Raw genomic sequence first — 25,847 nt, 5'->3', positions numbered from 1 at the left:
CTGACATCCCCGGCGGCCCCGCCAATCGGCGGTGGCGCAAGAGCAGGCGCCCTGGCCACCGCCGGTGATGTCAGCGACGATCAGGTTTTCGCTGCGGGTTTGCGCAACAGGCTGAAGGCCATGGCGCCCAGGGCCAGTACCCCGAGCAGCAAGACTGCCCACAGGGCGATTTTCTTCCAGTCCGGCCCGCTCGCTTGCGGGGCGACCGAGGGGGTGGCGGTGGACGCAGCCAGCTGCAGCGCGCCATCGACCCGGGCCTGGCCCAGGGCCTTGAGGCGTTGCGGGCTGTAGTCAGGGATCAGGGTGGCCAATGGCAGGTTCGCCGCTGCGACCGTGGGGTTGCCCAGCGCCAGGGTGTAGGGGCCGGCGCCACGGGCCAGGAACACCAGTTGCGTGGCACGCACGGCAACCTTCAAGGCCGGGGCCTCGGCACCCAGGCCACCGCCGCGCTCGTCCACCGTCAACCTCAGTTGCTGCACGTTACGCCCGGTCAGTTGCAGATCGTTCTGCACCACGTCCTGGCCATTCTGGGTCAGGCGATAGAGCAAGCCACTGGTCAGCGGCTGCCAGGGTTGGTTGTTGTCGCGGCGGCCGTACAGGGTCACCGGTGCCAGGCTGTTGGGCTGGCTCAGCTCGACCTGCAGGCGCTCGACATTCAACCCCGTCGGCAACTGCCAGATGTATTCCCCGGCCTTGGGGCTGCTGCCGGCCAGCGGCTGCGACCACAGCAGGGGCAACGGCAGGCTGCTGGTGCTGGTGCTTTGCAGTTGCGCCGAGGTCAGGATCGGCGCCGATTGCGGGGCGCTCCACAGCAGGCGCAGGTAACGCGCCGACTGCCCGGGCAAGCCGACTTCATGCTGCTCGATACGCTCATCGGCAAACGACAGCCGCGCCACCTGCCCCTCTCCCCAGGCCTGCCAATGTTGCAGGTCGTCGCTGGCCTCGATGCTGAAACGCTGGAAACCATCGCGCTCGCTGGTCCAGTCGAGCACCAGTTGCTGCAAGGGCGCCTTGATCGCGCTGGCGTCCAGCAACCACCCCCGCAGCACCTCTTCACCGGCCTCGAGCTGGCTGGACGGCTGCACCTCGACCAGGGTCCCGCTGGCGCTCGACTGCACGCGCACGCTCGGCGCCGCTTCGCTGGCATCCGCCGAGCTGTAAAGCGGGAACCACTTGACCTCGGTCAGGCTGCGCTGTTCTCGGGTTTCGGCCTGTTCGCGGGCCAGGGCATAGGCCTGGGGTTCGCCGGCAGCGTTGAACACGCGGATATCACCCAGATCGCTCTGGCTGGCATTGAGCTGCGCCGCCAGCGGCAGTTCCAGGCGGTACCAGGGGCCCTCGCCACTCAGGCTCAGCGGCAACTGGGACTTGAAGTCCGCAGGTTTTTCCTGGGCCGTGGCCGACAGCGCCACACATAGGCCCAGTGCCCCCAGCCACCCCAGGTTCAGGTTCTGCTTCAAGACGACACTCCTTCGGTTTCAGGCTCTGGCCGGGGTTGATCCGGCTCTGCCTCGACGCGCTTGGGCGGCAGCGGGGCGAAATAGCCGACCACCAGCAGCAACACCCCAACGCCGATAAACGACACGATCCGCGCCAGCCCGCCACGGTTGCTCAATTCGACGAAGAACAGCTTGGCGACCACCAGGGCGATCAACCCCGCCCCCACCAGCCAGACCTCGCGGCGATGGCGCAGGTGGCCGCCGATCATCAGCCCCAGGGCAATCAGGGTCCAGACGATGGACAACCCGGCCTGCACCCGCATCGAGCCGAGCAACGCATCGAGCTCGTACGGCACCCCGCTCCAATGGTGCGCGGTACGCATCACCAGTGCGGTGAAGAACGCGAACAGCGAAATCCCCGCCACGGCCTGGGTGCCGCGCTCGGCGTAGTCGACACGGATCGCCCATTGCTCCACCGCGCTGCGCGACCACATATAAACCCCGAACAAGGCAAACAGCAGCCCCAGTTCCAGCGGGTTGAGCAATGGCAGGTACGGCAGAGGCTCGGCGCTGCCGTCGCTGGCGATGTTCGCCAGCCAGAACCAGCCCAGCATCAACACCGCCAGGGGCAATGCCGCGTACAGCCGATACTCGCGGGCATGGGCCGCCACCGGCCATGGCCAGGCCCGTGGCGCGGCCATCAGCACCAGGTACAGGCTCGGCAGAATCGCCCAGCCCAACCAGCGCCAGGCGTTGTACTGCTCGGACAACAGCAGCAGGCCGTAGCGCAGCTCCAGGGCCAGCACGCCGATCAGCAACCAGCAGCCGAGCACATGGGCAGCGCTTTGCAGCCGCGCCGGCAGCATCGACGCCAGGCGCCGCAGGCTGAAGAAATGCACCGCGAACACCAGCGTCCAGGCCAGCCAGCCAACACTCGCGGCCGGGTGGTAACGCGAATGCCAGGAGGCGATCAGCACCAGCGCAGCCACCGGCATCAACAGGCTGCACAGCAGGCCCAGCGAGGCCCACTTCAGGCGCAGTGCCAGCCAGGCCCAGAGCAGCACACTGAGCGCGGCAATCGCCAGCAACAGGCTGCCTTGCAGGTGCACAGGGGCAAAGCGCAGCACTTCCCGGACCAGGGCAAAACTCCACCAGCAGGCGCCCCAGGCCAGCAACAGATCCGACAGGTGTCCCAGCTTCAAGGCGTCGAACACCGGGCCATGACTGCCGCGTTGCAGGCGCCAGGCGCCGACCAGCGCGGCCAGGGCCAGCACCATCGGCGTGCAGAAGTCAGCGTTGGCCAACGGCCGCAGGCCTTCGCTGAGCAGCGGGCCGAACCAGTCGGCACCGGCCAGCAGGAAGGCGCTGCCGCCGATCACCTGCAACAGCAAACCGAAAACGAAACTGGCGCGCTGCTGCAAATACAGGCTCAGCCAGATGATCAACAGGCCACTGGCCGCCCACACCCCGCTGGCGATGGACCACGGCAGGACAAACAGCACCGCCAGGTTGATCATCATCAAGCCGGCCAGCAGCACCACCGACAACCCGCGCAGCAAGCGCACATCGTTGCGCACCATGTCGTCCCGGGCAGCCAGCAACATGCCGCCGATCAGCGCCAGGCCAATCAGCGAGGCGCTGAGCAGGCCATTCCAGCCGGCGCTGAACACTGCCGTGGAATCGCCTTCGGCGCCCTGGAGACGCAACAGAAACAACGCACCGCCCAACAGCTGCACGGCAAAGGCCGTGAACAGGAAGGTCCGCGATTGCAGGCGCAGGCCGACAAACAGCGTCGCCAAACCGGCCAGGGCCCAACCGATGGCGGTGCCGTGGGTGAAGAAGAACAACGGCGCCAACAGGTACAGGAAACTCAAGCCCAGGCAGGCCAGAATCGACAACAACCCTTGCTCCCAACTCGACACCTGCTGCGGTTGGGCCTTGCGCAGTTGATAAAAGCTGAACAGCAGCGCAGCACCCAACAACAGCGCTCCCAGGGGCGCGCCATCCAGCAGGCTGTTGCTGCCAGGGCGCAATTCGCCGAGGAAGGCCACCGCCGCGCCCAGTTGCAGCAACAAGGCAAATGCCCGGGCCAATGGCCGTTGCTGGCGCAAGCCGAGCCAGAAGATCCCCGCGCCTTCGACCGCCCAGGCGGCGCTGGTCCAGCGTGCGTCCAGGCCCAGGGGAATCGCCAGGCTGGCGAAAATCACACCCAGGGCCAGGCAGGTCTCGCCCAGCAGCAAGGCGCGGCCGCCGCTCAGCACTCGCGCCAGGCCCATATAGATGATGCCCAGCGCCAGGGCACTGAACGCCGCGCCGAACTCCAGGTGCTGCACCAGCGCGAACTGCAGGCCGAAGCCTACCAGCGGCGGGCCGAACAGCATGCTGCCGTCGACGTAGTCGCCCTTGCGCGCCGACCAGCGCAGCAGTGCCTCGCGGCTGGCGTCTTGCGGCGCATCGGGCAGGTCCATGAGTGTGCGCCGGGCGAACAGCAGGCCGATCGCCAGGTACATCAGGAAGAACACCACCAGGAACGGCTCGGTGCTCCACAACAGCTGCGGCTCGTAGGAGCGCAGGCCCCAGGCGAAACCGATGCCGAAGGTGCCGACAAAACCGATCAGGTTCAGCAGGCGCCAGGCCTTGAACCAGGCGATGGCGAGGATCCCGGCATTGAGCAGGGCGAAGTAGCTGAATAAAGCGACGTGGCTGCCGGCTCCGGTGGAGGTCAGGATCGGCGCGGCAAAGCCGCCCAGGGCAGCGGCGGCGGCCAGGCCCAGGGCATCCTGGGTCACAGCCAGGATCGCCGAGAACAGTGTGACCGCCACCAACAGTCCCAGGGCTGCCGATGGGTCGAGCAGCGGGTGCAGGCGCATGGCCGCAAAGACCGTCAGGTACAGCACGCCGATCCCCGTGCCTTGCAGCATCAGCCCGTAGTTGCTGTTGCGCAGCCGCAGCCACCAGCCCAGGCCCAGCAACCCCAGGGCGCTGGCGGCAACCCCGGCGTAACGCAATTCAATCGGCACCACCATGCCTTCGGTGGCATAGCGCAACAGGAAGGCCAGGCCGAGGAACAACAGCAGCACACCCACCCGCAGCACAGTGTTGCCGCCAAACAGCCAAGCGCGCGCGCCGCTGATGGCGCGTTCGATCAGGTTGGGTTCCAAGGGTTCGGCGGGGGCCGCTGGCGCTATCGGCTGGCGCGCAGGCTGCGCCTGGCGCAGAACGTCGGCCGGCGGGGCCTGGCTGAATTCGCGAGTGGTTGCCGGGCTCGGTTGCAGTGTGGGCGGCAGTTCCCAGACCAATTCCCCGGGCGCAGGCTCGACAACCGGTGGCGGCTGAGGTTTTGCAGCCTGGGCCAGCAGAATCGGCAGCGCAGGTTCCGGCGTGGGCGCCGGGTGGACGCTGGGCGCTTCGCTGGCCGGGGCCGGCTCAGGCGTGCTGACGCCACTGCGCTCAAGGGAGGACAGACGCTGGCCGAGGGCTGCCAGCGCGGTTTTGGCCTGCTGCAGCTCGCGGTGCAGCTCGCGGGCCTGGGCACTCAGGCCACCCACCCGGACCGCCAGGCCAATGCCCAGGCCCAGCAGCGCGCCGATCAGTGCGTCGCTGAAGGACTCATCGAGCACCCAGCCCAGCACCAGCCCTATCAGCATGAAAATCCATTGCATGGTCGATATCCCTAAGCACCGAATCAGATCCTGCCGCCAGCAGCCGCAGAAAAAACTGGCGCCCAGTATATCGACAAGGCCCAACAAACGTTGGGCCTTGTGCGCATTTCTAGAATTCTCTGAAAGCGGTTACTCCAGAGCCTTCCAGATTTCCGTGGCGTACTCGCGAATGGTTCGGTCCGAAGAGAACCAGCCCATCCGCGCACTGTTGAGCACTGCCGAACGCCACCATTCCTTGGAATCGTGCCAGCGCTCTTCGACCCGGGCCTGAGCGGCCCAGTAAGAATCGAAGTCGGCACAGACCAGGAAGCGGTCGTAGTCAATCAGTGAATCGATAAGCCCGGTGTAGCGCGACGGATCGTCCGGCGAAAACACCCCGCCACGGATGGCCTGCAACACATCGTTGAGCCGGTGGGAGGCGGCGATATCCGGCGCCGCGCTGAACTCGCCGTTACGCTTGCGGGCTTCCACCTGCTGAGCAGTGAGGCCGAAGATAAACATGTGATCGGCGCCCACGCGCTCGCACATCTCGACGTTGGCGCCGTCCAGGGTGCCGATGGTCAGCGCGCCGTTCAGGCCGAACTTCATGTTGCTGGTGCCCGAAGCCTCGAAGCCCGCAGTGGAGATCTGCTCCGAGAGGTCGGCCGCCGGGATGATGCTTTCCGCCAGGCTGACGTTGTAGTTGGGCAGGAATACCACCTTGAGCAGGCCACGCACGGTGGGGTCGTTGTTGACCGTGCGCGCGATGTCGTTGGTCAGCTTGATGATCAGCTTGGCCTGGTGATAACTGGCGGCGGCCTTGCCGGCGAAGATCTTCACCCGCGGCACCCAGTCGGTTTCCGGCTCGGCGCGGATCGCCTGGTACAGCGCCACGGTGTGCAGCAGGTTGAGCAACTGGCGCTTGTACTCGTGGATGCGCTTGACCTGCACATCGAACATGGCCGCCGGGTTGACCGAAATCCCCAGGCGCTCATGAATGATCGCCGCCAGGGCGCGCTTGCTGTGCAGGCGCTGCTCGGCGAACTGTTTGCGGAACCCGGGTTTTTCGGCAAAGGGCTCCAGCTTCAGCAGCAGCTCTTCGGGGTTGTCCAGCAACTCGGGGCCGACCGCCTCGACCATCATCGCCGTCAGTTGGGCATTGGCCTGGTACAGCCAGCGGCGGAAGGTGATGCCGTTGGTCTTGTTGTTGATACGTTCCGGATACAGCTTGTGCAGCTCCGAAAACACCGTGCTGCGCATCAGTTGGGTGTGCAGCCCGGACACGCCGTTGACGCTGTGGGAGCCGAGAAACGCCAGGTTGCCCATGCGTACCCGACGGCCATTGTCTTCCTCGATCAGCGACACCGCGCGCAGCACGTCGAAGTCATGGATGCCCTTGGCCCGCAGCGAATCGATGTGCTGGGCGTTGATCAGGTAAATGATCTGCATATGCCGCGGCAACATGCGTTCCATCAGGCCGACCGGCCAGGTTTCCAGGGCTTCGGGGAGCAAGGTGTGGTTGGTGTAGGCCAGGGTTTCCACGGTGACTTGCCAGGCCGCATCCCAGGCGATGTCGTGCAGGTCGACCAGCTGTCGCATCAGCTCGGCCACGGCGATCGAGGGGTGGGTGTCGTTGAGCTGGATTGCCGCATGCTCGCCCAGGCTGAGCACCGAGCCGTGCATGTTTTTGTGGCGACGCAGCAGGTCTTGCAGCGAGGCCGAGACAAAGAAATATTCCTGGCGCAGGCGCAGTTCCTGCCCCGCTTCGGTGCTGTCGGCCGGGTACAGCACACGGGAGATGCTTTCTGCCCGGGCGACCTCCGCCACCGCGCCCAAGTGGTCGCCGGCGTTGAAGCGTTCCAGGTGCAAGTCTTCCACCGCCCGCGCACGCCACAGGCGCAGGGTATTCACGCTGGCACCGCGCCAGCCCACTACCGGCGTGTCATAGGCCACCGCGCGCACGGTTTCACTGGGGGTCCAGACCTGGATCGATTTGCCGCTGGCATCGAGCAGGGTTTCGACTCCGCCGCCAAAGCCGATCGGGTAGATCACCTCGGCACGCTCGAACTCCCAGGGGTTGCCGAAATCCAGCCAGTGCTCGGTCTGTTCCTGCTGCCAGCCATCGACGATGGCCTGGCGGAACAGCCCGTGCTCATAACGAATGCCGTAGCCATGGCCGGCGATGCCCAGGGTCGACATGCTTTCCATGAAGCACGCCGCCAGGCGCCCCAGGCCACCGTTGCCCAGGGCCGCATCCGGCTCCAGCAGGCGAATGCGTTCCAGGTCGACGCCCAGTTCGGTGAGGGCATCACGCGCCACGTCCAGCAGCCCCAGATTGCTCAGGCTGTCATACAGCAGGCGGCCGATAAGGAATTCCAGGGACAGGTAGTACACCCGCTTCTGACCCTTGCGGTAGATCTGCCGGGTGTGGTCCATCCAGTGTTCGACCATATGATCACGCGCCGCCAGGGCAATGGCTTCGAACCAGTCATGGTCAAAAGCGTGATCCGGGTCCTTGCCCACCGCGTAGGTGAGTTTGGTCAAGACGGCATCGCGGAATGCGGCTACCTCTGCTTCTCGTACAAGCGGTTCCTGAGACATCGATGCGACCTCGGGCGAGATAGAAGGAGTTGCTAGAGCCTAGACGGTCTGACAGACGGTAGACGCTCTGGTTCGGCAGTTTTTAAACTCATTCACCTTTGCGCTAATTAGATGCAGGGGCCGTGCCCGTTTATTCGCCAAAGCAGCCTTCGAGCTGAAAGCTGCAAAATATTGTTCAAAAAACCACCAATCCCGGTATGATCGCGCGCCCGGATAAAGCCCCCTCTTGGAAACCTGATGAAGCCTCAACTGATCGCCGCCGCGGAACTCGACCGTCTCGAGACCTGGCAGAAATACTCGAGCCATATGTGCGGCGGCTGTGTGTCGAGCTGCTGCACCCTGCCGGTCGAGGTGAAGATCAAGGACCTGATCCGCATCGGTATCGTCGATGAGTTCGAGCGTGGCGATCCGCCGAAGAACATCGCCAAGCGTTTGCAGAAAGAAGGCATCGTCGAGCGCTTCAACGCCAAGTCCGAGATCTTCACCCTGCAACGCATGAGCAACGACGACTGCCTGTACCTGGATCGTAAAAGCCGCTTCTGCACTATTTATGACAAGCGCCCCGACACCTGTCGCAACCACCCGAAAATCGGGCCGCGCCCAGGCTACTGCGCCTACAAGCCCAAGGAAGTGGTGCGCGAAACCAAGCTGCGCACCCTCGAGAAGTTTTAAACAGCCTATCTGTGGCGAGGGAGCTTGCTCCCGCTGGCTTGCGAAGCGCCCCCAATAAGGCTGGCGCGGTCTTTCAGGTAGATCGGTCGATTTGCTTTAGGGCTGCTGCGCAGCCCAACGGGAGCAAGCTCCCTCGCCACAAGGTCGTTGCCAGGCCATAAAGCCCAGACAAACAAAAACGCCCCCGACCTTGCGGTCGGGGGCGTTTTTTTGCAGCTAACTAAATGACTTAGTTACTGCTTTTCTTGGCAGCGCGGGTACGCTCGCTTTCGCCCAGGATCTTCTTGCGAAGACGGATGGACTTAGGAGTGACTTCACACAGCTCGTCTTCTTGTACGAATTCCAGAGCTTGCTCCAGAGTGAAACGTACAGGCGGAACCAGAGCGATGGTTTCGTCTTTACCCGAAGCACGCATGTTGTCGAGCTTCTTGCCTTTGGTTGGGTTCACACCCAGGTCGTTGTCGCGGCTGTTCAGACCAACGATTTGACCTTCATAGATGTCCTGGCCGTGTTCGATGAACAGCTTGCCACGGGACTGCAGGGTTTCCAGCGAGTAGGTCAGCGCCTTACCGGTAGCAACCGATACCAGCACGCCGTTCTGACGGCCGGACATGTCGCCGGACTTCATCACGTCGTAACGGTCGAAGATCGAGGTCAGGATGCCTGCACCGGAGGTCAGGGTCAGGAACTCGTTACGGAAACCGATCAGGCCACGAGCCGGGATGTTGTACTCAAGGCGCACACGGCCCTTGCCATCCGGAACCATGTTGGTCAGGTCGCCTTTACGGATACCGATCTGCTCCATGATCGAACCTTGCGATTCTTCCGGCAGGTCGATGGTCACGTTTTCGTACGGTTCGTGCTTCACGCCGTCAACCATGCGGATGATCACTTCCGGACGACCAACACCCATTTCGAAGCCTTCGCGACGCATGGTTTCGATCAGTACCGAGAGGTGCAGCTCACCACGGCCGGAGACCTTGAACTTGTCAGCCGAGTCGCCTTCTTCAACGCGCAGAGCAACGTTGTAGAGCAGCTCTTTGTCCAGACGTTCCTTGATGTTACGGCTGGTCACGAACTTGCCTTCTTTACCGCAGAATGGCGAGTCGTTTACCTGGAAGGTCATGGAAACGGTTGGCTCGTCAACGGTCAGCGGCTTCATCGCTTCAACAGCGGTTGGGTCGCACAGGGTGTCGGAGATGAACAGCTGGTCGAAGCCGCTGATGCAGACGATGTCGCCGGCAGCTGCTTCTTCAACGTCGATGCGGTGCAGGCCGTGGTGACCCATCAGCTTGAGGATACGACCGTTGCGCTTCTTGCCGTCGGCGTCGATAGCCACGACCGGAGTGTTCGGCTTGACGCGACCACGAGCGATACGGCCAACGCCGATAACACCCAGGAAGCTGTTGTAGTCCAGAGCCGAGATTTGCATCTGGAACGGACCGTCACGGTCAACAGCTGGTGCTGGTACGTTGTCGACGATCGACTGGTACAGCGGGGTCATGTCTTCAGCCATGTCGGTGTGGTCAAGACCAGCAATACCGTTCAGGGCGGAGGCGTAAACCACTTTGAAGTCCAGCTGTTCTTCGGTAGCACCCAGGTTGTCGAACAGGTCGAAGATCTGGTCCAGAACCCAGTCCGGACGCGCGCCTGGACGGTCAACCTTGTTGATTACCACGATTGGACGCAGGCCGGCTTCGAAAGCCTTCTTGGTCACAAAACGGGTTTGCGGCATAGGGCCGTCCTGGGCATCAACCAGCAGCAGAACGGAGTCAACCATCGACATTACACGTTCAACTTCGCCGCCGAAGTCGGCGTGGCCCGGGGTGTCCACGATGTTGATGTGGTAGCCGTTCCAGTTGATGGCGGTGTTTTTCGCCAGAATGGTAATACCGCGCTCTTTCTCCTGGTCGTTGGAGTCCATCACGCGCTCGTCGTTGAGCTCGTTGCGCTCCAGAGTGCCGGATTGACGCAAGAGTTTGTCTACCAGGGTGGTTTTACCGTGGTCAACGTGAGCAATGATGGCGATGTTGCGTAGATTTTCGATCACTTGTGTATCTCGATCAGAGGATTCGGTGTGCTGACAGGTCGTGGCAGCGATTAACGTTGCGTCCGTAAAGCCGTTACAGCTCGACGGCGGCGTCGGGGGGCCGGTGACGCAGGCCACAGGCAAACATCCCCGGGCACTTAGCTCGGTCGATAAACGCGCACATTGGCATGTCCCTCACTGAGCAAATGGTGGGCATGCAGGCGACTCATCACGCCTTTGTCGCAATAGAGCAGGTACTGGCGAGTAGGGTCCAGTTCCTTGAAACGAGCGTTCAGTGCATAAAACGGCATCGCTTGTACCTCAATGCCAGCAAGCTCCAGCGGCTGATCTTCCTGAGCATCCGGGTGACGGATGTCGATCACGATCTGACCGGCCAGCGCTTCGCTGACTTCTTCGATCTGCAAATCCTGGCCCAACTCGTCGATCACTCGATCGATCGGCACCAGCTTGGCGTTCTCGAGCGCACGCTCCAGAACCGCCATATCGAATTCTTTCTCTTCATGCTCCACGCGCGGGCGCTTGGCGTGGGTCTTGGGGTTCACCGAGATGACCCCGCAATATTCCGGCATGTGCTTGGCGAAGTCGGCGGTGCCGATTTCATTCGCCAGGTCGATGATGTCCTGCTTGTGGCTGGCGATCAGCGGGCGCAGCACCAGCTTGTCGGTCACGCAGTCGATCACGGACAGGTTCGGCAGCGTCTGGCTCGACACCTGGGAAATCGCTTCACCGGTGACCAGGGCATCGATCTCCAGGCGGTCGGCGATTCTCGACGCAGCGCGCAACATCATACGCTTCAATACTACGCCCATATGACTGTTATCGACTTTGCCGAGAATTTCTCCCAGCACTTCCTCGAACGGCACGCTGACGAACAGCACGCGCTGGGAGCTGCCGTACTTCTTCCAGATAAAGTGCGCGACTTCCATCACGCCCAATTCGTGGGCACGCCCGCCCAGGTTGAAGAAGCAGAAATGACTCATCAGCCCGCGGCGCATGATCTGGTACGCCGCCACCGTGGAATCGAAACCGCCGGACATCAGGACCAGGGTCTGTTCCAGGGCGCCCAGGGGGTAGCCGCCGATGCTGTTGTGCTGGTTGTGGATCACAAACAACCGTTGGTCGCGAATTTCGATGCGAACTTCGATTTCCGGCTCTTTCAGGGAGATTCCGGCGGCGCCGCACTGACGACGCAGCTGGCTGCCGACGTATTTTTCGACCTCCATGGAGGTGAATTCATGCTTGCCGGCACGCTTGCAGCGCACGGAAAAAATCTTCCCCGCCAGGGCTTCGCCGAAGTGCTGCTTGCACTTGGCGACGATGTCGTCGAAGTCACCCAGCGGGTACTCGTCGACCTGCAGGAAATGCGCGATGCCCGGCATGCAACTCAGGCGCTCGGTCATGTCCTTCAAGGATTTGGGGTCAGTGAGCGCGGTTTCAAGCTCGAGGTTGTCCCAGACACCATTGACCACCACAGCCGGGTCCAGATCGCGGAGCACGGCACGGATGTTTTTCGCCAACTGACGGATGAAACGCATCCGTACCGGGCGGCTCTTGATGGTGATTTCCGGGAAAACTTTAACGATTAGTTTCATGAAAACAGCGCGCGCAGGGCCAGCCGAAAAAGGGGGGCGCGGATTATAGCGGAAATTGCTCAAGGTTTAACCAGTTTATGTACAGATGGTTTTCGATGCACCAAAACAGGTCATTTTGATTTATCAGCGCCACATTGCGGTGCGCGATTTTCCCGAAAACGGCGGATTGCACCTTTATATGCGTGAGTTTGGGGCAGAAAACCCAAGTCGGGGCACTGGCATGCAATTTGCTCCCTTGTGAGGCAGGTTGCCTTGGTCGAGTATTCGCGCCGGCATCACCCACATTCTAAGGGCATTCCACTACTTAGCCCGAAGCCACCCGGAGGACACTATGTCGAAGTCGGTTCAACTCATCAAAGATCATGACGTCAAGTGGATTGATCTGCGCTTCACTGATACCAAAGGCACTCAGCACCACGTGACCATGCCGGCCCGTGACGCGCTGGATGACGCCTTCTTCGAAGAAGGCAAAATGTTCGACGGCTCCTCCATTGCTGGCTGGAAAGGCATCGAAGCCTCCGACATGATCCTGATGCCGGACGACACCACTGCCGTACTCGACCCGTTCACCGAAGAGCCGACCCTGATCCTGGTCTGCGACGTGATCGAGCCTTCGACCATGCAAGGCTACGACCGTGACCCACGGGCCATCGCCAAGCGTGCCGAGGAATACCTGAAGTCGACCGGTATCGGCGACACCGTATTCGTAGGCCCGGAGCCTGAGTTCTTCATCTTCGACGAAGTGAAGTTCAAGTCCGACATCTCCGGTTCCATGTTCAAAATCTTCTCCGAACAAGGTTCGTGGATGTCCGACCAGGACGTGGAAGGCGGCAACCGTGGCCACCGTCCAGGTATCAAGGGCGGCTACTTCCCGGTTCCTCCGTTCGACCACGACCACGAAATCCGTACCTCCATGTGCAACGCCATGGAAGAAATGGGCCTGGTCATCGAAGTTCACCACCACGAAGTGGCGACTGCCGGCCAGAACGAAATCGGCGTCAAGTTCAACACCCTGGTAGCCAAGGCTGACGAAGTTCAGACCCTGAAGTACTGCGTACACAACGTGGCTGATGCCTACGGCCGTACCGCTACCTTCATGCCTAAGCCTCTGTACGGCGACAACGGCTCGGGTATGCACGTTCACCTGTCCATCGCCAAAGATGGCAAGAACACCTTCGCTGGCGAAGGTTATGCCGGCCTGTCCGACACCGCCCTGTACTTCATCGGCGGCATCATCAAGCACGGTAAGGCCCTGAACGGCTTCACCAACCCGTCGACCAACTCCTACAAGCGTCTGGTCCCAGGTTTCGAAGCACCCGTGATGCTGGCCTACTCGGCTCGCAACCGTTCCGCTTCGATCCGTATTCCTTACGTGTCCAGCCCTCGCGCTCGCCGTATCGAAGCCCGCTTCCCGGATCCAGCAGCCAACCCGTACCTGGGCTTCGCTGCACTGCTGATGGCTGGCCTGGACGGCATCCAGAACAAGATCCACCCTGGCGACGCTGCTGACAAAAACCTGTATGACCTGCCGCCTGAAGAGGCCAAAGAGATCCCACAAGTTTGCGGCAGCCTGAAAGAAGCCCTGGAAGAGCTGGACAAAGGTCGTGCGTTCCTGACCAAAGGCGGCGTTTTCAGCGACGACTTCATCGACGCTTACATCGCCCTGAAAAGCGAAGAAGAAATCAAGGTTCGTACCTTCGTGCACCCACTGGAATACGAGCTGTACTACAGCTGCTGATCCCGTGACGCCCGCGCAAGCGGCGTAACCAAGAGGCCTCCTTCGGGAGGCCTTTTTTATTGCCCGGCCATTGGCCGCGATTGTTCCTTCGCTCGCCCCTTCGGTGGATAATCCGCGCCTCGCGCACCCTCGGTGCGGCGCATTGACGAAGGAATGGTATGCAATGGACACGCGCGCTCGGCCTGATCGCTTGCCTGGCTTTGAGCCAGGCCCAGGCTGCGCCCTTCTACGAAGGCAAGACCCTGGCCCATCCGCTGATCACCGGCCTGGCGGAAAGCTCGGCGACCCTGGCCTTTATCAAGACGCCTGCCGGAGTGCGGGGCTATTACGCGGTCGATGAGGCGCAAAGCCAGGCGCAATTGCTGGACGATTTCGGCAAGGCCTCGATCGAGTCGGTGTTCAACATCGCCCTGGATAACCAGCACCTGACACGCCTGGTGCTGTTCAAGCTGCAGGGCAACTATCACCTGCGCGCCTACCGTTATGACGACAACGACCACCTCTACAGCCGCCTGGGCAATCTGCAAAAAGCCCTGGACCGCATTACCCAGGGCCAGCGCAAACTCGACGCACGCACGGTGAACCAGGCCCTGAGCCAGCTCACGCCGCTCAATTACCGGGTTTCCTACGAAGATTCGGGCATTGCCGAGTTCGACCAGCTCGACCACAGCGCCGGGACCCTGGTGGGTTACTTCGGCCAGGACGGCCAGCCCCTGGGCAATACCTCGCCAGGTGCCGAGGCCTACAGCTACAAAAAGACCTTTGGCGAAAAACAGGGGCGCTTTCTCAGCGTCACCTATCAGCGCGACCAGAGCCCGGCCCTGGTCGACGGCCCGCGCCAGCTCTACAACTACCAGGCCAGCCGCGTGACCTGGGACACCGAACCCGCGCGCCTGACCGGCAGCGAAGACGGGCCCTCCGTGGCCTACAGCGAAAACGGGGCCATCGCCTCTCGCGGGCCTTACACCCATGGCCAACGCAACGGCGAGTGGGGCTTTGCCGGACCGTCCAACAGTTGGTCCCACGGGCCCTATGTCGACGGCAAGCGCCAGGGCCAATGGAGCCTGTCCAATGAAAGCGAAGGCTACGGCATGACCGGTCTGTATCGCGACGACCTGCGGGAAGGACGCTGGGACATCAAGCTGAGCGACTCCGAAGCCCTGGAAGACGGCGGCTTCGTCACCTACCTCCATGACCTGCGCAACGGCCCCAGTGAAAGCCGCGAAGGTGGCGCGGTGCTGGAGCGGGGCGACTACCGCGATGACCTGCGCCAGGGGCCCTGGCTGACCACCGCCGGCAGCGGCAGCTACGACCGGGGCCTGAAGAGCGGGCCCTGGCAACTCAAGGCCGCCGATGGTCACACCCACAGCGTCAGCTTTGTTGCGGACAAGATGCAGGGCGAACTGCGCGACACCGACGCCCAGGGCGTGCTGCGGGTCATCGAGCACTATCGCGACGGCCTGCTCTGGGGCACTCAGGAGGGTTACAACGACAGCGGCCAGTTGATGTATTCCTATGCCTACGAAAACGGCCAGCGCGAAGGTCGCTCGCTGATCTACAGCGCCGACGGCAAGGTGCTGCTGTCGGACATGAGCTACAAGAACGGCAACAAGCAGGGCCCGTACCTGACTTTCCTCGCGGACGGTTCGCCGGCCACGGTCGGGCGCGTCGAGGGCAGCGAATTCATTGGCCTGATGACCCAGCTCGATGAGCATGGCCAGATCTTTTCCGCCGCAACCCGCTGCCGCTTCCAAAGCTACCAGTCGACCGTCGGCCTCTGCGGCATGTCCCGCGAGTTCCGCCAGGGCCGGGTCACCAGCGAACGCGACTACCTGTACGGCGAGCTGCAGGAGTACCGCGAATACAACGCGCAAACCGGACTCAAGACCCGAGAGCGCGTCATCGGCAAGGGTGACCAGGTCAGCGAAATCACCTACTACGACAACGGCCAGGTCGAGTGCCGGGTCAACAAGGTCGGGTTCGAGTGGATGACCATCAACCAGCAGAAGCTCAAGAACTACAACCAGGCGGTCCTGAGCGGCGAGCAGCTGTGTTACTACCCCAATGGCGTGATCAAGAGTCGCGACTTTTTCGACAAGGGCCCTACCGGTTGCAAGACCCTGTATGACGAGACCGGCAAGCAAACCTTCCCCGGCCCCAGCGGTTGCCGCAGACCGACCAGTGCCGAGGCCGTGCACTGACCGGCGCGCCTGGTACAGGTCACAACCGGCGCTCGCCAAATCCTCGCGCCCAGGGCGAGCGCTTGCCAGACCGGGCGCCTTTGCGTGCATCATGGCCGCCGACTTGCCCACAACAGCCGAGATCGCCCATGCCCCTGCACGCCACACTCTGCCTCGCCCTGACGACCCTGCTGCTGGCCGGCAACGCCTGCGCAGCCAACGCCCCGACCACTCTCGCCCCGTTGTTGAGCAGTATCGAGGCGCGCCTGGCAATAGCCGACCAGGTGGCCCTGAGCAAATGGGACAGCCATAAAGCCGTGGAAGACCGCCCCCGGGAGCGTGAAGTGATTGCCGGCGCCGTGGCCCAGGCCGCGCAATACTCACTGGCCGCCGGCGAAGTGGAGCAGTTTTTTGCAGCGCAGATCGAAGCCAACAAGCTGGTGCAATACGCCCACCTGTCTGCCTGGCACCTGCAAGGCCACGCGCCGGACAGCGCCCGCCCCGATCTGCTGGGGCAGATCCGCCCGCAACTCGATCAGTTACAAAAACGCCTGCTGAAGCAACTGGCCGACTTCAGCCCATCGCGCACCGATGCGCAATGCCCGCAGTGGCTGGCCCAGGCCACCCAGGCCGCAAGCCAGGACCCACTGCGCAGGCTGGCCCTGACCCGGGCCACGGCCGAGCTTTGTGTGTTCAAAGGTTAAGCCCGCGCCCCGCGAACGGCCCCTTGCTCTAGGCTGGGACCCTCACCTCGCCGCCCAGGAACCCTCAGCCATGCGCGCTGCCGTTTGCTACCTGCTGCTGATCATCTGTCTGCCGGCGACGGCGCAGATCTATCAATACACCGATGCCCAAGGCAACCCGGCCTACAGTGATCAGCCGCCAAGCGACACCCGCAGCCAGGCCATTGCGCCAACGCCCACCCATGCCATTCCCGGCCCAACCCGCTTGCCGTTACCGACGCCGCCAGCTGCCGCCAGGCCGCGCACCGTTGTGGCGCAGCCCTATGAGGTGCTGCAAGTCAGTGGCTTGCCGCGCGACGGCGCATTGCGGGCCAACAACGGTAGCTTCAGCGTGCAGGTGCTGCTGCAACCGAACCTGCAAGGGCCCCATCGCCTGCGCCTGCTGTTGGACGACCAGCCCTACGGCCAACCCGGCACGGCACTGGAACTGCATCTGGAAAATATCGACCGCGGCGAACATCGCCTGGCGGTCCAGGTACTCGATGGCGAACACGTGGTGCAACAAAGCCCGAGCACCACGTTTCACCTGCTGCGGGTGCACCGGCCTTGAGGTTGAGCCCTGGGCCTCAGGCGCGCTCAATGACCATGGCCACACCCTGGCCCAACCCGACGCAGAGGCTGACCACCGCATAGCGCAGCTTGTAGCGTTGCAAGGTGCGGCAGGCACTCAGCACCAGGCGAGCACCGGATGCGCCCAGCGGATGACCGATGGCAATGGCCCCGCCGCCCGGGTTGACCCGAGGGTCGTCATGGCGCAGGCCCAGGACTTTGAGACAGGCCAGCACCTGCACCGCGAATGCTTCGTTGATTTCAATCAGGTCGACCTGCTCCAGGGTCAGGCCGGCACGGTGCAACGCCAGCTCGATGGCCTGATGCGGGCCGATCCCCATGATTCGCGGCTCCACGCCGACGGCGGCCGACGAAAGAATCCGCGCCATCGGGGCCACCCCATGCGCCTCGCCTATGGCGCGATTGCCGAGCAACAGCACCGCCGCACCGTCGTTGATCCCCGAGGCATTACCCGCAGTGATCACCGAGCCCGGAGCCAGGGGCGACATTTTCGACAGCCGTTCGAAATCGGATTGCGGCCGTGGATGTTCGTCGTGGCTGACCTGCAGCACCTCGCCCTTGCGCCCCGCCGGCACCTCGACCGGCAGGATCTCGTCGTCCAGGTGCCCGGCCTGCAGGGCCGACTGGTAACGCGATTGGGACAGCGCGGCAAAGATATCGGCCTGCTCGCGGCTGATGGAAAACAGCCGCGCCAGGTTGTCAGCGGTCTGCGGCATGCTGTCGTTGCCGTAGAGCCGGACCAGGCGCGGGTTGCTGAAACGCGCGCCGAGGGTGCTGTCCGCCACCTCCGCCGAGCGGCTGAACGCGCTCTCGGCCTTGGCCATGACAAAGGGCGCACGGGACATGCTTTCGACGCCGCCAGCCAGGTACAACTGGCCCTCGCCACAGGTGATGGCACGCGCCGCATCGACCACCGCCGACAGGCCGCTGGCGCACAGGCGGTTGATCGTCTGCCCGGGCACGCACCAAGGCAGGCCGGCGCTGAGCAAGGCATTGCGCGCCAGGTTGCGGCTGTCTTCGCCCGCCTGGTTGGTGCAGCCCAGAATCACCTCCTCCAGCTCATCCATCGGCAAGCCCGAGGTTTCCATCAACCGGGCCAGCAACGGCCCGACCAGATCATCCGGGCGCACCCGCGACAGGCAACCGGCATAGCGGCCGAACGGGGTACGCAAACCGCTGTAAATGTAGGCATCAAGCATGGCGCAACTCTCATGGCAGGTGGACGACAGCACTCAAGCCAGCAGCGGCTCGGGCGCCTGACACAACGACAGGCCCAGGCGCACCCGGCGCCGCAGCCAGCCACTCGGGCGATAGCGCGGCTCGCCGGTCAGGGCGTGCATGCGCAGCAGAATCTGTAACAGCCGCTCGGCACCCAATTGATCGCCCCAGTCCAGCGGCCCCTGGGGGTAACCGAGCCCCAGGCGCACCGCGGTATCGATATCGGCAACTGAGGCAATGCCTTGCTGGGCGATGTCGCAAGCCAGGTTGACGATCGACGCCAGGGTTCGTTGCAGGACAAAACCGCAGCTGTCGTGGATCAGCGTCACCCGGCCACCGTCAGCACTGAACAAGTCGTGGGCAGCCTGCTGCATGTCCGGCCGGGTGCAGGGAGTGAGCATCAGGCAGCGCTGGTGATCGAGCCCGAACAAGGTATCGATCGCCACCGTGCGCGCCGGGTCGACCCCATGACGCAAGGCGGCCTCAGTGGCGTCATCGCCCAGGGGCGCCAGCAGGCACAACGCATCGCCGGATGGCCTAGGGCCGGTTTGCGGCTCCACCCCCAGGCGCTGGAGCAGGGCCAGCAGACGCGCATGCCCCAGCTCGTCATCGGCGGCCATCCACACCGCCGGCGGCATACCACGTGGCGCTGATACAGAGGATGGCTGCGGAGTGTCGTGCACGCCGTCATAGCGGTAGAAACCCTGGCCACTCTTGTGCCCCAGATGGCCAGCAGCCTGCATCTGGCGCAGCAGCGGATGGGGGCGGTAGCGCGGCTCCTGGTAGAACTGCCGGTAGACCGATTCCATCACCGGCAGGCTGACATCCAGGCCCACCAGGTCCATCAGTTCGAAGGGCCCCATGGCGAATCCGGCACCGTCACGCAGCAGTGCATCGATCTGCGCCACCGACGCCACGCCCTCGCTCAAAATACGCAAGGCCTCGGTGCCAAACGCACGGCCGGCATGGTTGACGATAAAACCGGGGGAATCCTTGGCCAGCACCGGCTGGTGCCCGATGTGCCGCACCAGGGCCTGCAATTGCCCGGCGATCTCGGGCGCGGTTTCCAGGCCGGCGATCACTTCCACCAGGCGCATACGCGGCACCGGGTTGAAGAAGTGCAGCCCCGCGACCCGCTGCGGGTTACGACAGCCCGCCGCGATGGCCGTGATCGACAGCGACGAGGTGTTGCTCGCCAGCAGCGCGCTGCTGTCCAGCACCTGCTCCAGCTCCCGGAACAGCTGCTGCTTGGCCTCCAGGTTTTCGACGATCGCCTCGATCACCAACTGGCAGTCGCCCAGCGCTTGCAGGCTGTCCATGACCTGTAGCTTGCCCAGCGCCTGCACCACTGCCTCCGGGCTCATGCGTGCCTTGTCCTGCAACCGGGCGAAGCGCACGTGCAGTTGTTCGCGGGCACTATCGGCGGCACCGGAACGGGCGTCGAACAGTTGCACCGTCAGCCCAGCCTGGAGCAGCACCTGGGTGATGCCCTGGCCCATGGCGCCGGCACCGACCACGCCGATGCATTGCAAGGTGTTCAGGCAGACCGACTCGCCATTCATAAAGCGCTCCCGAAAAATGAAACAGTCATGGCGCGCTTAGCCGCGCACGATGCCGCTGGCGTACAGGCCGGCGATCATCTGCGCATCCAGGCCCAGGCCTTCGAGAACCTGGCGCGTGTCCTGGCCCAGGGCCGGCGGTGCACTGCGGTAGCTGGCGGGGGTGCGCGACAACTTCACCGGCGAGCCGACCCCGCGGTAATCGTCGATCTGCACCAGCAAGCCCCGGTGCCGGGTGTGGGGGTGGGCCACCACCTGGTCGATGGTGGCAATCGAACCGCAGGGCACCCCCAGGCCAATCAGCTCCTGGGCCAAGGCCGCGCCGTCATGGGTTTGCAGGTGGTGCTCCAGCGCCTGCTTCAGTGCCTCACGGTTGACCGAACGGCTGCCGTTGCTGGCAAAACGCGGGTCATCGAGCAAGGCACCCGCCCCCAATTGCTCGCACAATCGGGCGAACTGGCGGTCGTTGCCCACAGCCAGGAAGATCGGCACGCTGCCGGTGCGATAGCTGTCGTAGGGCGCGATATTGGGGTGGGCATTGCCGGTGCGCTGCGGGGTCTTGCCGGCGGCGAAGAAGTTCGCCAGGTGCGGGTGCAGCAGCGACACGCCGCAATCGTAAAGGCTGATGTCCAGGGACTGCCCAAGGCCGCTGCGGTGACGTTCATTGAGCGCCAGCAGAATCCCGGCCAGGGCGTTCAGGCCGGTGACCATGTCCACAATCGGCAGCCCGATACGCAACGGCCCGCCATCGCCTTCGCCGTTGACGCTCATCAAGCCCGCCATCGCCTGGATCACCGCGTCGTAGCCGGGCAAGCCACCCAAGGGCCCATCGCCGCCAAACCCGGAAATCGCGCAATGGATCAGCCCCGGGAAGCGCTGGCTCAGCACCTCGGCATAACCGATCCCCCAGCGCTGCAGGGTGCCTGGCTTGAAGTTCTCCACCAGCACGTCGGCACCTTCCAGCAGTTGCATCAACAGATCCAGGCCCTCGGGCCGCGACAGGTCAACGGCGATCCCTTGCTTGTTGCGGTTCACACCCTTGAAGTACGAGGCATCGTCACCCTCGAAGGGCGGCCCCCAGCCACGGGTTTCGTCGCCGCCCAATGGTTCGAGCTTGATCACCTCGGCGCCATGGTCAGCCAGTGCCTGGGAGCAGTAAGGGCCGCCCAGCACGCGGCTGAGGTCGATGACTTTCAGGCCCGCCAGGGCACCTTGGGTTGGGTTCATCAGTGTTCTCCAGCAAAGAGGGGAAGTGCCGTTCAGGCAGGCAGCAACTGCATGGCTTCAGCCAGCGACAGCGGACGCTCATTGGCCAGGTTCGCCAGCAGCGCGGCGTCGATCACCGGCGCCGAACGCAGCGGGTCGCGGGGCAGCAACTTGTGCTGCAGCACCAGATGGGCCAAGGCCAGGCGGCGATAGTCAGGTGCCTGGCGACAGGCTTCCCAGGCCATGAAAATCGCGCTGGCGAGGTGATACAGGGCGCTGCCGGCCTGGCGCACCTGTTCGTCCTGACGCTGCCGGGCCACCTCGTCGAAGTGGCTGACCGTACGCTGCAGGGTCACCTCGAACAGGCGCCGGCTGGGCTCCGGCAAGTCGGCTTCGGCCAGCAATTGCGCGAGCATTTTCTGCAAGGGTTCCAGGGCTTGCTCGCGGGTCACGGCGCGGGCGATATCCAACGCAACAATGTTGCTGGTGCCTTCCCAGATCGAACCCAGGTGGGCATCGCGCACCAGCCGCCCGTCGCTCCACTCTTCGATGTAACCGACCCCGCCGCGTACCTCCATGGCATCGCCGGTCACCCGCCGCGCATCGCGACAGGCGCGGAATTTGATCATCGGGGTGAGGATGCGCACACACTTGCGCGCCGCTTCATCGCCGCCATCGGCCCGAGGCAGCAACGTGGCGATCTGCATGAACATCGAGCGGGCCTGCTCGGTGGGCAGCATCATCTTCAGCAACTGGCGCTGCATCAGGGGCATTTCGATCAGGTGTTTGCCGAAGGCTCGGCGCTGGCGCGCGATAAACAGCGCCTCGTTGAGGCCACGGCGCATCAACCCCGCCGCGCGCACCCCGTTGGACAGGCGCGACATGTTGACCATGTCGGCCATCTGCTGAAAACCGCGGCCGACTTCGCCGATCAGGTACGCGGTGGCACCTTCCAGGGTGATCTCGCCACTGGCCATCGAGCGGCTGCCCAACTTGTCCTTCAGGCGCTGGATCCGGTAGGCGTTGCGCGAACCATCGGGGCGCAGCCTGGGCAGCAGGAACAGGGTGACCCCGGCCATGCCCGTCGGGGCATCGTCAGGCCGGGCCAGAACCATGGCCAGGTCGGCATCCGGGTTGGAACAGAACCACTTTTCGCCAAACAGCTGCCATTCGCCATTCTCAAGCCGCGCCCGGGTTTCGGTGCGCGACACATCGGAGCCGGCCGCCTGCTCGGTCATGAACATGGCGCCCTGGAACAGTTGGTCAAAATCCTGTGACGCCAGCTGCGGCAGGAAGCGTTCCACCAATTCCGGGGCACCGAACTTGCGCAATGTGCGGGTCAGGGAGTCGGTCATGCTCACCGGGCAGCACAGGCCGAACTCCGCCTGCACGAACAGGTAGGTCAGCGCGTACTTCACCAGCGGCAGCGCCGGCTCGGGGCGATGGCTCATGGCGGCCAGGCCCAGTTCGGCATAGGCGACACGCTCCAGCTCAACGAAGTCGGGATGCTTGGCGATGCTTTGCAGGTTTTCCCCACGTCGGGTGCGGGGCCGCAGTACCGGGGGATTCTTGTCGGCCGACAGGGCCAGCACGTCCAGTTCGCCACCCGCCCTGGCCCCCAGGCGCTGCCAGGTCGGTAGCCACTGCCCATAGACCTGCGCCGGCAGGTAAACCTTGAGCAGCGCGGCCAGCCCGGCATCGCATTCGAATAGATTCAGGCCCCGGCTATCGGGGATGTTCAGGCCGTCTTCGGTGGCGTGTGGCTCGACGTTCATGGGGCGTCTCCTGGTTCTTGTACGCCGAGACTAGAACCGCCATCGATAAGTATCTAATACAAAATCATTCCACTACGATAAGAAAACCAAATCGTAGAGCAGGGGATCAGCATGGACCTCAAACAGTTGCGCTACTTCGTCGCCGTGGCCGAAGAACTGCATTTCGGGCGCGCCGCGACTCGCCTGTTCATCTCGCAACCGGCGCTGAGTTTCGACATCAAAAAGCTCGAGAGCCAGCTGGATATCCAGCTGCTGATCCGCAACAACAAGTCGGTGAGTTTGACCAATGCCGGCCAGGTGCTGCTCGACGAGGCGCGTTACCTGCTGCTGCGCGCCGAGCAGGCGCGGCGCCTGACCCAGCGTTCGGCCCAGGGTTTTGTCGGGCGCCTGAGTGTCGGTTTCGTCAACTCGATCCTGCACCGCGGCCTGCCCCAGGCGGTGAAGAGCTTCGAGCAGCAACACCCGGACACCGAAGTGGTGATGATGGAAATGAACAGCGCCGAACAGGTCCAGGCCCTGCAACGCGGCCAGATCGATATCGGCTTCGTGCATGGCAACACCTTCGCCGCGAGCATCCACTGCGAGCCGGTGCTGGCCGAACCCTTTCTCTGCTGCCTGCCCGAGGGACACCCCCTGGCGCAGCAACAGCGGATCGACCTGGCACAACTGGCCGGTGATGATTTCATTCTGTTTCCGCGTAACGTCTCGCCGCACTACCACGACCTGATCATCGCCCGCTGCGTGGCCGCCGGGTTCAGCCCGCGCATCCGCCATGAGACCCGGCTCTGGCAAACAGTGGTGGCGATGGTGGCTTACGAAATGGGCGTGGCGCTGGTCCCGCAGACCCTGGCCATGACTCGGCAACAAGGGGTGCATTACTGCGAGATCGAGGGCGAGGGCGCGCTTTCAGAGATCCATGCGATTCGTCATGCCGACAAACCGGCGGCCGCCGCCGAGAGTTTCCTGGCGCTGCTCAAGGCCCTGCAACAACCCGCAACAGCGGAGCCCTGAGCCCGGACGACCATACGAAATCACGTATCAAACAATAAGTTTTAATCATTATTTTTTTCATACCTGCCTGTATAGGCTCCGAGCAGTCGGACCTTGCAAGAACCCCATGCGCCGATTCGCCCAGCGAAATGTCCGCGACATTTTCGGCAGAAAATGGCGCGGGGCGCACATAACAATAACAACAAGCAGGAAGTGAACATGAATCCCGCCCTGGAAGCTGCTGCCCACAAAAAAGCCCGCAAAGCGGGCGTTGCCTCATTCATCGGCACCACCATCGAATGGTATGACTTCTATGCCTACGGGATCGCGGCCGCCCTGGTCTTCGGCAAAGTGTTCTTCCCCGCCGACCTGCCACCGGGCACCGCTACCCTGCTGTCGTTCCTGACCCTGTGGGCCGGCTTTGTCGCACGCCCCGTCGGCGGCATCATCTTCGGCCACCTGGGCGACAAGATCGGGCGCAAGACCACCCTGGTCATCACCCTGATCATGATGGGCATCGCCACCACCTGCATCGGCCTGCTGCCCACCTACCTGCAGATCGGCATCTGGGCGCCAATCGCCCTGGTGGTGCTGCGCATCATCCAGGGCATCGCGGTAGGCGGTGAATGGGGCGGCGCGGTGCTGATCGCCAGTGAAAGCGCGCCCAAGGGCAAGGGCATTCTCTACGCCGCCTTCGCTCAGCAAGGCTCACCGGCCGGCAACCTGCTGGCGACCCTGGTGTTCTTCGCCCTCAGTGCGCTGCCGGCGCCGGACTTCCTGCTTTGGGGCTGGCGCATTCCGTTCCTGCTCTCGGCGGCGCTGGTCATCGTCGGCATGGTGATCCGCCTCAAGCTCGAAGAGTCGGACGACATGAAGCGCCTGATCCAGCAGAAAAAAACCGTCAAGCTGCCGATCCTCGAGGTGCTGCGCAGCCACTGGAAAATCGTGCTGCTGGGGGCCGGGGTGTTGCCGATCATCCACGTCACCTACTTCAAAAGCACCTTTGCCCTGTCCTGGGCAACCAAGGAACTGGGCTACACCCAAAGCACGTTTCTCAGCGTGATCATCATCGCCCTGGTGGTGCAGTTCATCACCCAGCCCCTGGGCGCGGTGCTGGTGTCACGCATGGATATGCGCAAGGCCGTGGTGCTGATGGTGGTGCCGGAATTTTTCCTGATGCCCGCTATGTTCTTCGCGGTGGAAACCGGCAATTACTGGATCGCCGTGCTCGGCATGTGCCTGGCCACCGTGCCGCACTCGATGTTCTACGGTGCCGTCGGCGGTATCCTCGCCCGCGCCTTCCCGACCCGGGTGCGCTACAGCGGGCTGTCGATTTCCTATCAGCTGTGCTCGTTGCTGGTGGGCGGCGCCACGCCGGTACTGGCGCAAAGCATCCTCAACGGCACCGGGAGCATCGTCGGCGTGGCCATCGCATCGGCCTGCTATGCCGTGGTGTCGCTGGTGTGCATGCTGCTGTTGCTCAAACGCATCGGCCATAACGCCGCCGAGCTGTCGACCGCCGAGCAGGAGGATGCCGATGAACTGGCCCGCGAAGCCGGCACTTCGACCATCACCCCGACAGACAGTCCTCGCCCGGCACATCAGGACGTGGGCGGATTGCCCCAGCCCGCCCGCTGACCGAGCGACCAGCCTCCGGTGGCGCGGGAGTTTGCTCCCACCCCCCATAGGAAGTGTTCGCTTTTGACTGAATAACAAGGCCCGCCCCGAGCGGGCCTTGTGCGTGGTGCGCCGCACAAAAAAGCAGCGCCGATCGCGTCGCCACGGGCAGCGGCTATTCTTTAGAGCGCTCGTTCAGGAAGCGCACTATATTGGTGCGCACGCACGCCCCGATACCCATTACCCGGCCCATTTT

Annotated in this window: 16 protein-coding genes; 7 read left to right on the top strand and 9 right to left on the bottom strand. The window is 63.4% G+C overall.

Going from position 1 to position 25,847, the window contains the following annotated elements:
* Positions 1-80: 80 nt before the first annotated feature.
* The 3 genes from MF4836_RS04970 to MF4836_RS04960 all read right to left on the bottom strand — a co-directional run bounded on the left by MF4836_RS04970 (position 81) and on the right by MF4836_RS04960 (position 7,681).
* Positions 81-1,460 (bottom strand): DUF3999 domain-containing protein, encoded by a 1,380-nt coding sequence (locus tag MF4836_RS04970; protein WP_078469410.1) that lies wholly within the window; start codon positions 1,458-1,460, stop codon positions 81-83.
* Positions 1,457-5,101: a DUF2339 domain-containing protein gene (locus MF4836_RS04965; protein ID WP_078469409.1), complete on the bottom strand. Its 3,645-nt coding sequence runs from the start codon at positions 5,099-5,101 to the stop codon at positions 1,457-1,459. Before MF4836_RS04965 ends, MF4836_RS04970 begins: the two co-directional genes overlap by 4 nt.
* Positions 5,102-5,230: 129 nt before the next feature.
* Entirely contained in the window at positions 5,231-7,681 is a 2,451-nt protein-coding gene (locus MF4836_RS04960) for a glycogen/starch/alpha-glucan phosphorylase (RefSeq protein WP_078469408.1), read from the bottom strand.
* Positions 7,682-7,918: 237 nt separating this feature from the next.
* On the opposite strand from MF4836_RS04960, the gene MF4836_RS04955 reads away from it, so the two are divergent.
* Positions 7,919-8,353 carry a YkgJ family cysteine cluster protein gene (locus tag MF4836_RS04955; RefSeq protein WP_020299518.1) on the top strand — a complete coding sequence of 145 codons (435 nt, stop codon included), beginning with the start codon at positions 7,919-7,921 and terminating at the stop codon, positions 8,351-8,353.
* Positions 8,354-8,582: 229 nt separating this feature from the next.
* On the opposite strand, the gene typA is transcribed toward MF4836_RS04955, so the two are convergent.
* Complete coding sequence (typA, locus tag MF4836_RS04950) at positions 8,583-10,403, bottom strand: translational GTPase TypA (RefSeq protein ID WP_020299519.1); 1,821 nt, start codon at positions 10,401-10,403, stop codon at positions 8,583-8,585.
* Positions 10,404-10,540: 137 nt separating this feature from the next.
* A complete protein-coding gene (gene thiI / locus MF4836_RS04945) occupies positions 10,541-11,995 on the bottom strand; it encodes a tRNA uracil 4-sulfurtransferase ThiI (protein ID WP_078469407.1) in 1,455 nt (484 codons plus the stop codon).
* 331 nt (positions 11,996-12,326) lie between these two features.
* On the opposite strand from thiI, the gene glnA reads away from it, so the two are divergent.
* From glnA to MF4836_RS04920, 4 genes are all read left to right on the top strand, one after another.
* Complete coding sequence (glnA, locus tag MF4836_RS04935) at positions 12,327-13,733, top strand: glutamate--ammonia ligase (protein ID WP_020299521.1); 1,407 nt, start codon at positions 12,327-12,329, stop codon at positions 13,731-13,733.
* A 158-nt stretch (positions 13,734-13,891) separates the two neighbouring features.
* Positions 13,892-15,934, top strand: a complete 2,043-nt coding sequence (locus tag MF4836_RS04930) for a hypothetical protein (protein WP_078469405.1) — start codon at positions 13,892-13,894, stop codon at positions 15,932-15,934.
* Between the two features lie 128 nt (positions 15,935-16,062).
* Positions 16,063-16,617 (top strand): chorismate mutase, encoded by a 555-nt coding sequence (locus MF4836_RS04925; RefSeq protein ID WP_078469404.1) that lies wholly within the window; start codon positions 16,063-16,065, stop codon positions 16,615-16,617.
* A gap of 70 nt (positions 16,618-16,687) precedes the next feature.
* A complete protein-coding gene (locus tag MF4836_RS04920) occupies positions 16,688-17,206 on the top strand; it encodes a DUF4124 domain-containing protein (protein ID WP_078469403.1) in 519 nt (172 codons plus the stop codon).
* 16 nt (positions 17,207-17,222) lie between these two features.
* Here MF4836_RS04920 and MF4836_RS04915 read toward each other — a convergent pair whose 3' ends face one another.
* Genes MF4836_RS04915 through MF4836_RS04900 form a run of 4 tightly spaced genes read right to left on the bottom strand, consistent with a single transcriptional unit; the run spans position 17,223 to position 22,984 of the window.
* Positions 17,223-18,425 (bottom strand): 3-oxoadipyl-CoA thiolase, encoded by a 1,203-nt coding sequence (locus MF4836_RS04915; protein WP_078469402.1) that lies wholly within the window; start codon positions 18,423-18,425, stop codon positions 17,223-17,225.
* A gap of 33 nt (positions 18,426-18,458) precedes the next feature.
* Positions 18,459-20,006 carry a 3-hydroxyacyl-CoA dehydrogenase gene (locus MF4836_RS04910; RefSeq protein ID WP_078469401.1) on the bottom strand — a complete coding sequence of 516 codons (1,548 nt, stop codon included), beginning with the start codon at positions 20,004-20,006 and terminating at the stop codon, positions 18,459-18,461.
* Between the two features lie 36 nt (positions 20,007-20,042).
* Positions 20,043-21,230 carry a CaiB/BaiF CoA transferase family protein gene (locus tag MF4836_RS04905; RefSeq protein WP_078469400.1) on the bottom strand — a complete coding sequence of 396 codons (1,188 nt, stop codon included), beginning with the start codon at positions 21,228-21,230 and terminating at the stop codon, positions 20,043-20,045.
* Between the two features lie 32 nt (positions 21,231-21,262).
* The gene (locus MF4836_RS04900) at positions 21,263-22,984 is read right to left on the bottom strand and encodes an acyl-CoA dehydrogenase family protein (protein WP_078469399.1); all 1,722 of its coding nucleotides are present in this window, start codon (positions 22,982-22,984) and stop codon (positions 21,263-21,265) included.
* Between the two features lie 111 nt (positions 22,985-23,095).
* Here MF4836_RS04900 and MF4836_RS04895 point away from each other — a divergent pair, with 111 nt between their 5' ends.
* Entirely contained in the window at positions 23,096-23,995 is a 900-nt protein-coding gene (locus MF4836_RS04895; RefSeq protein ID WP_078469398.1) for a LysR family transcriptional regulator, read from the top strand.
* A 198-nt stretch (positions 23,996-24,193) separates the two neighbouring features.
* Positions 24,194-25,612 carry an MFS transporter gene (locus MF4836_RS04890; protein WP_078469397.1) on the top strand — a complete coding sequence of 473 codons (1,419 nt, stop codon included), beginning with the start codon at positions 24,194-24,196 and terminating at the stop codon, positions 25,610-25,612.
* Positions 25,613-25,847 lie beyond the last annotated feature (235 nt).

The sequence above is a fragment of the Pseudomonas sp. MF4836 genome (genome assembly GCF_002018875.1).
In the GTDB taxonomy this organism is placed as follows: Bacteria; Pseudomonadota; Gammaproteobacteria; order Pseudomonadales; family Pseudomonadaceae; genus Aquipseudomonas.
The sequence above is the reverse complement of the archived record's forward strand: the minus strand, read 5'-3'. Positions and strand labels throughout refer to the sequence as shown.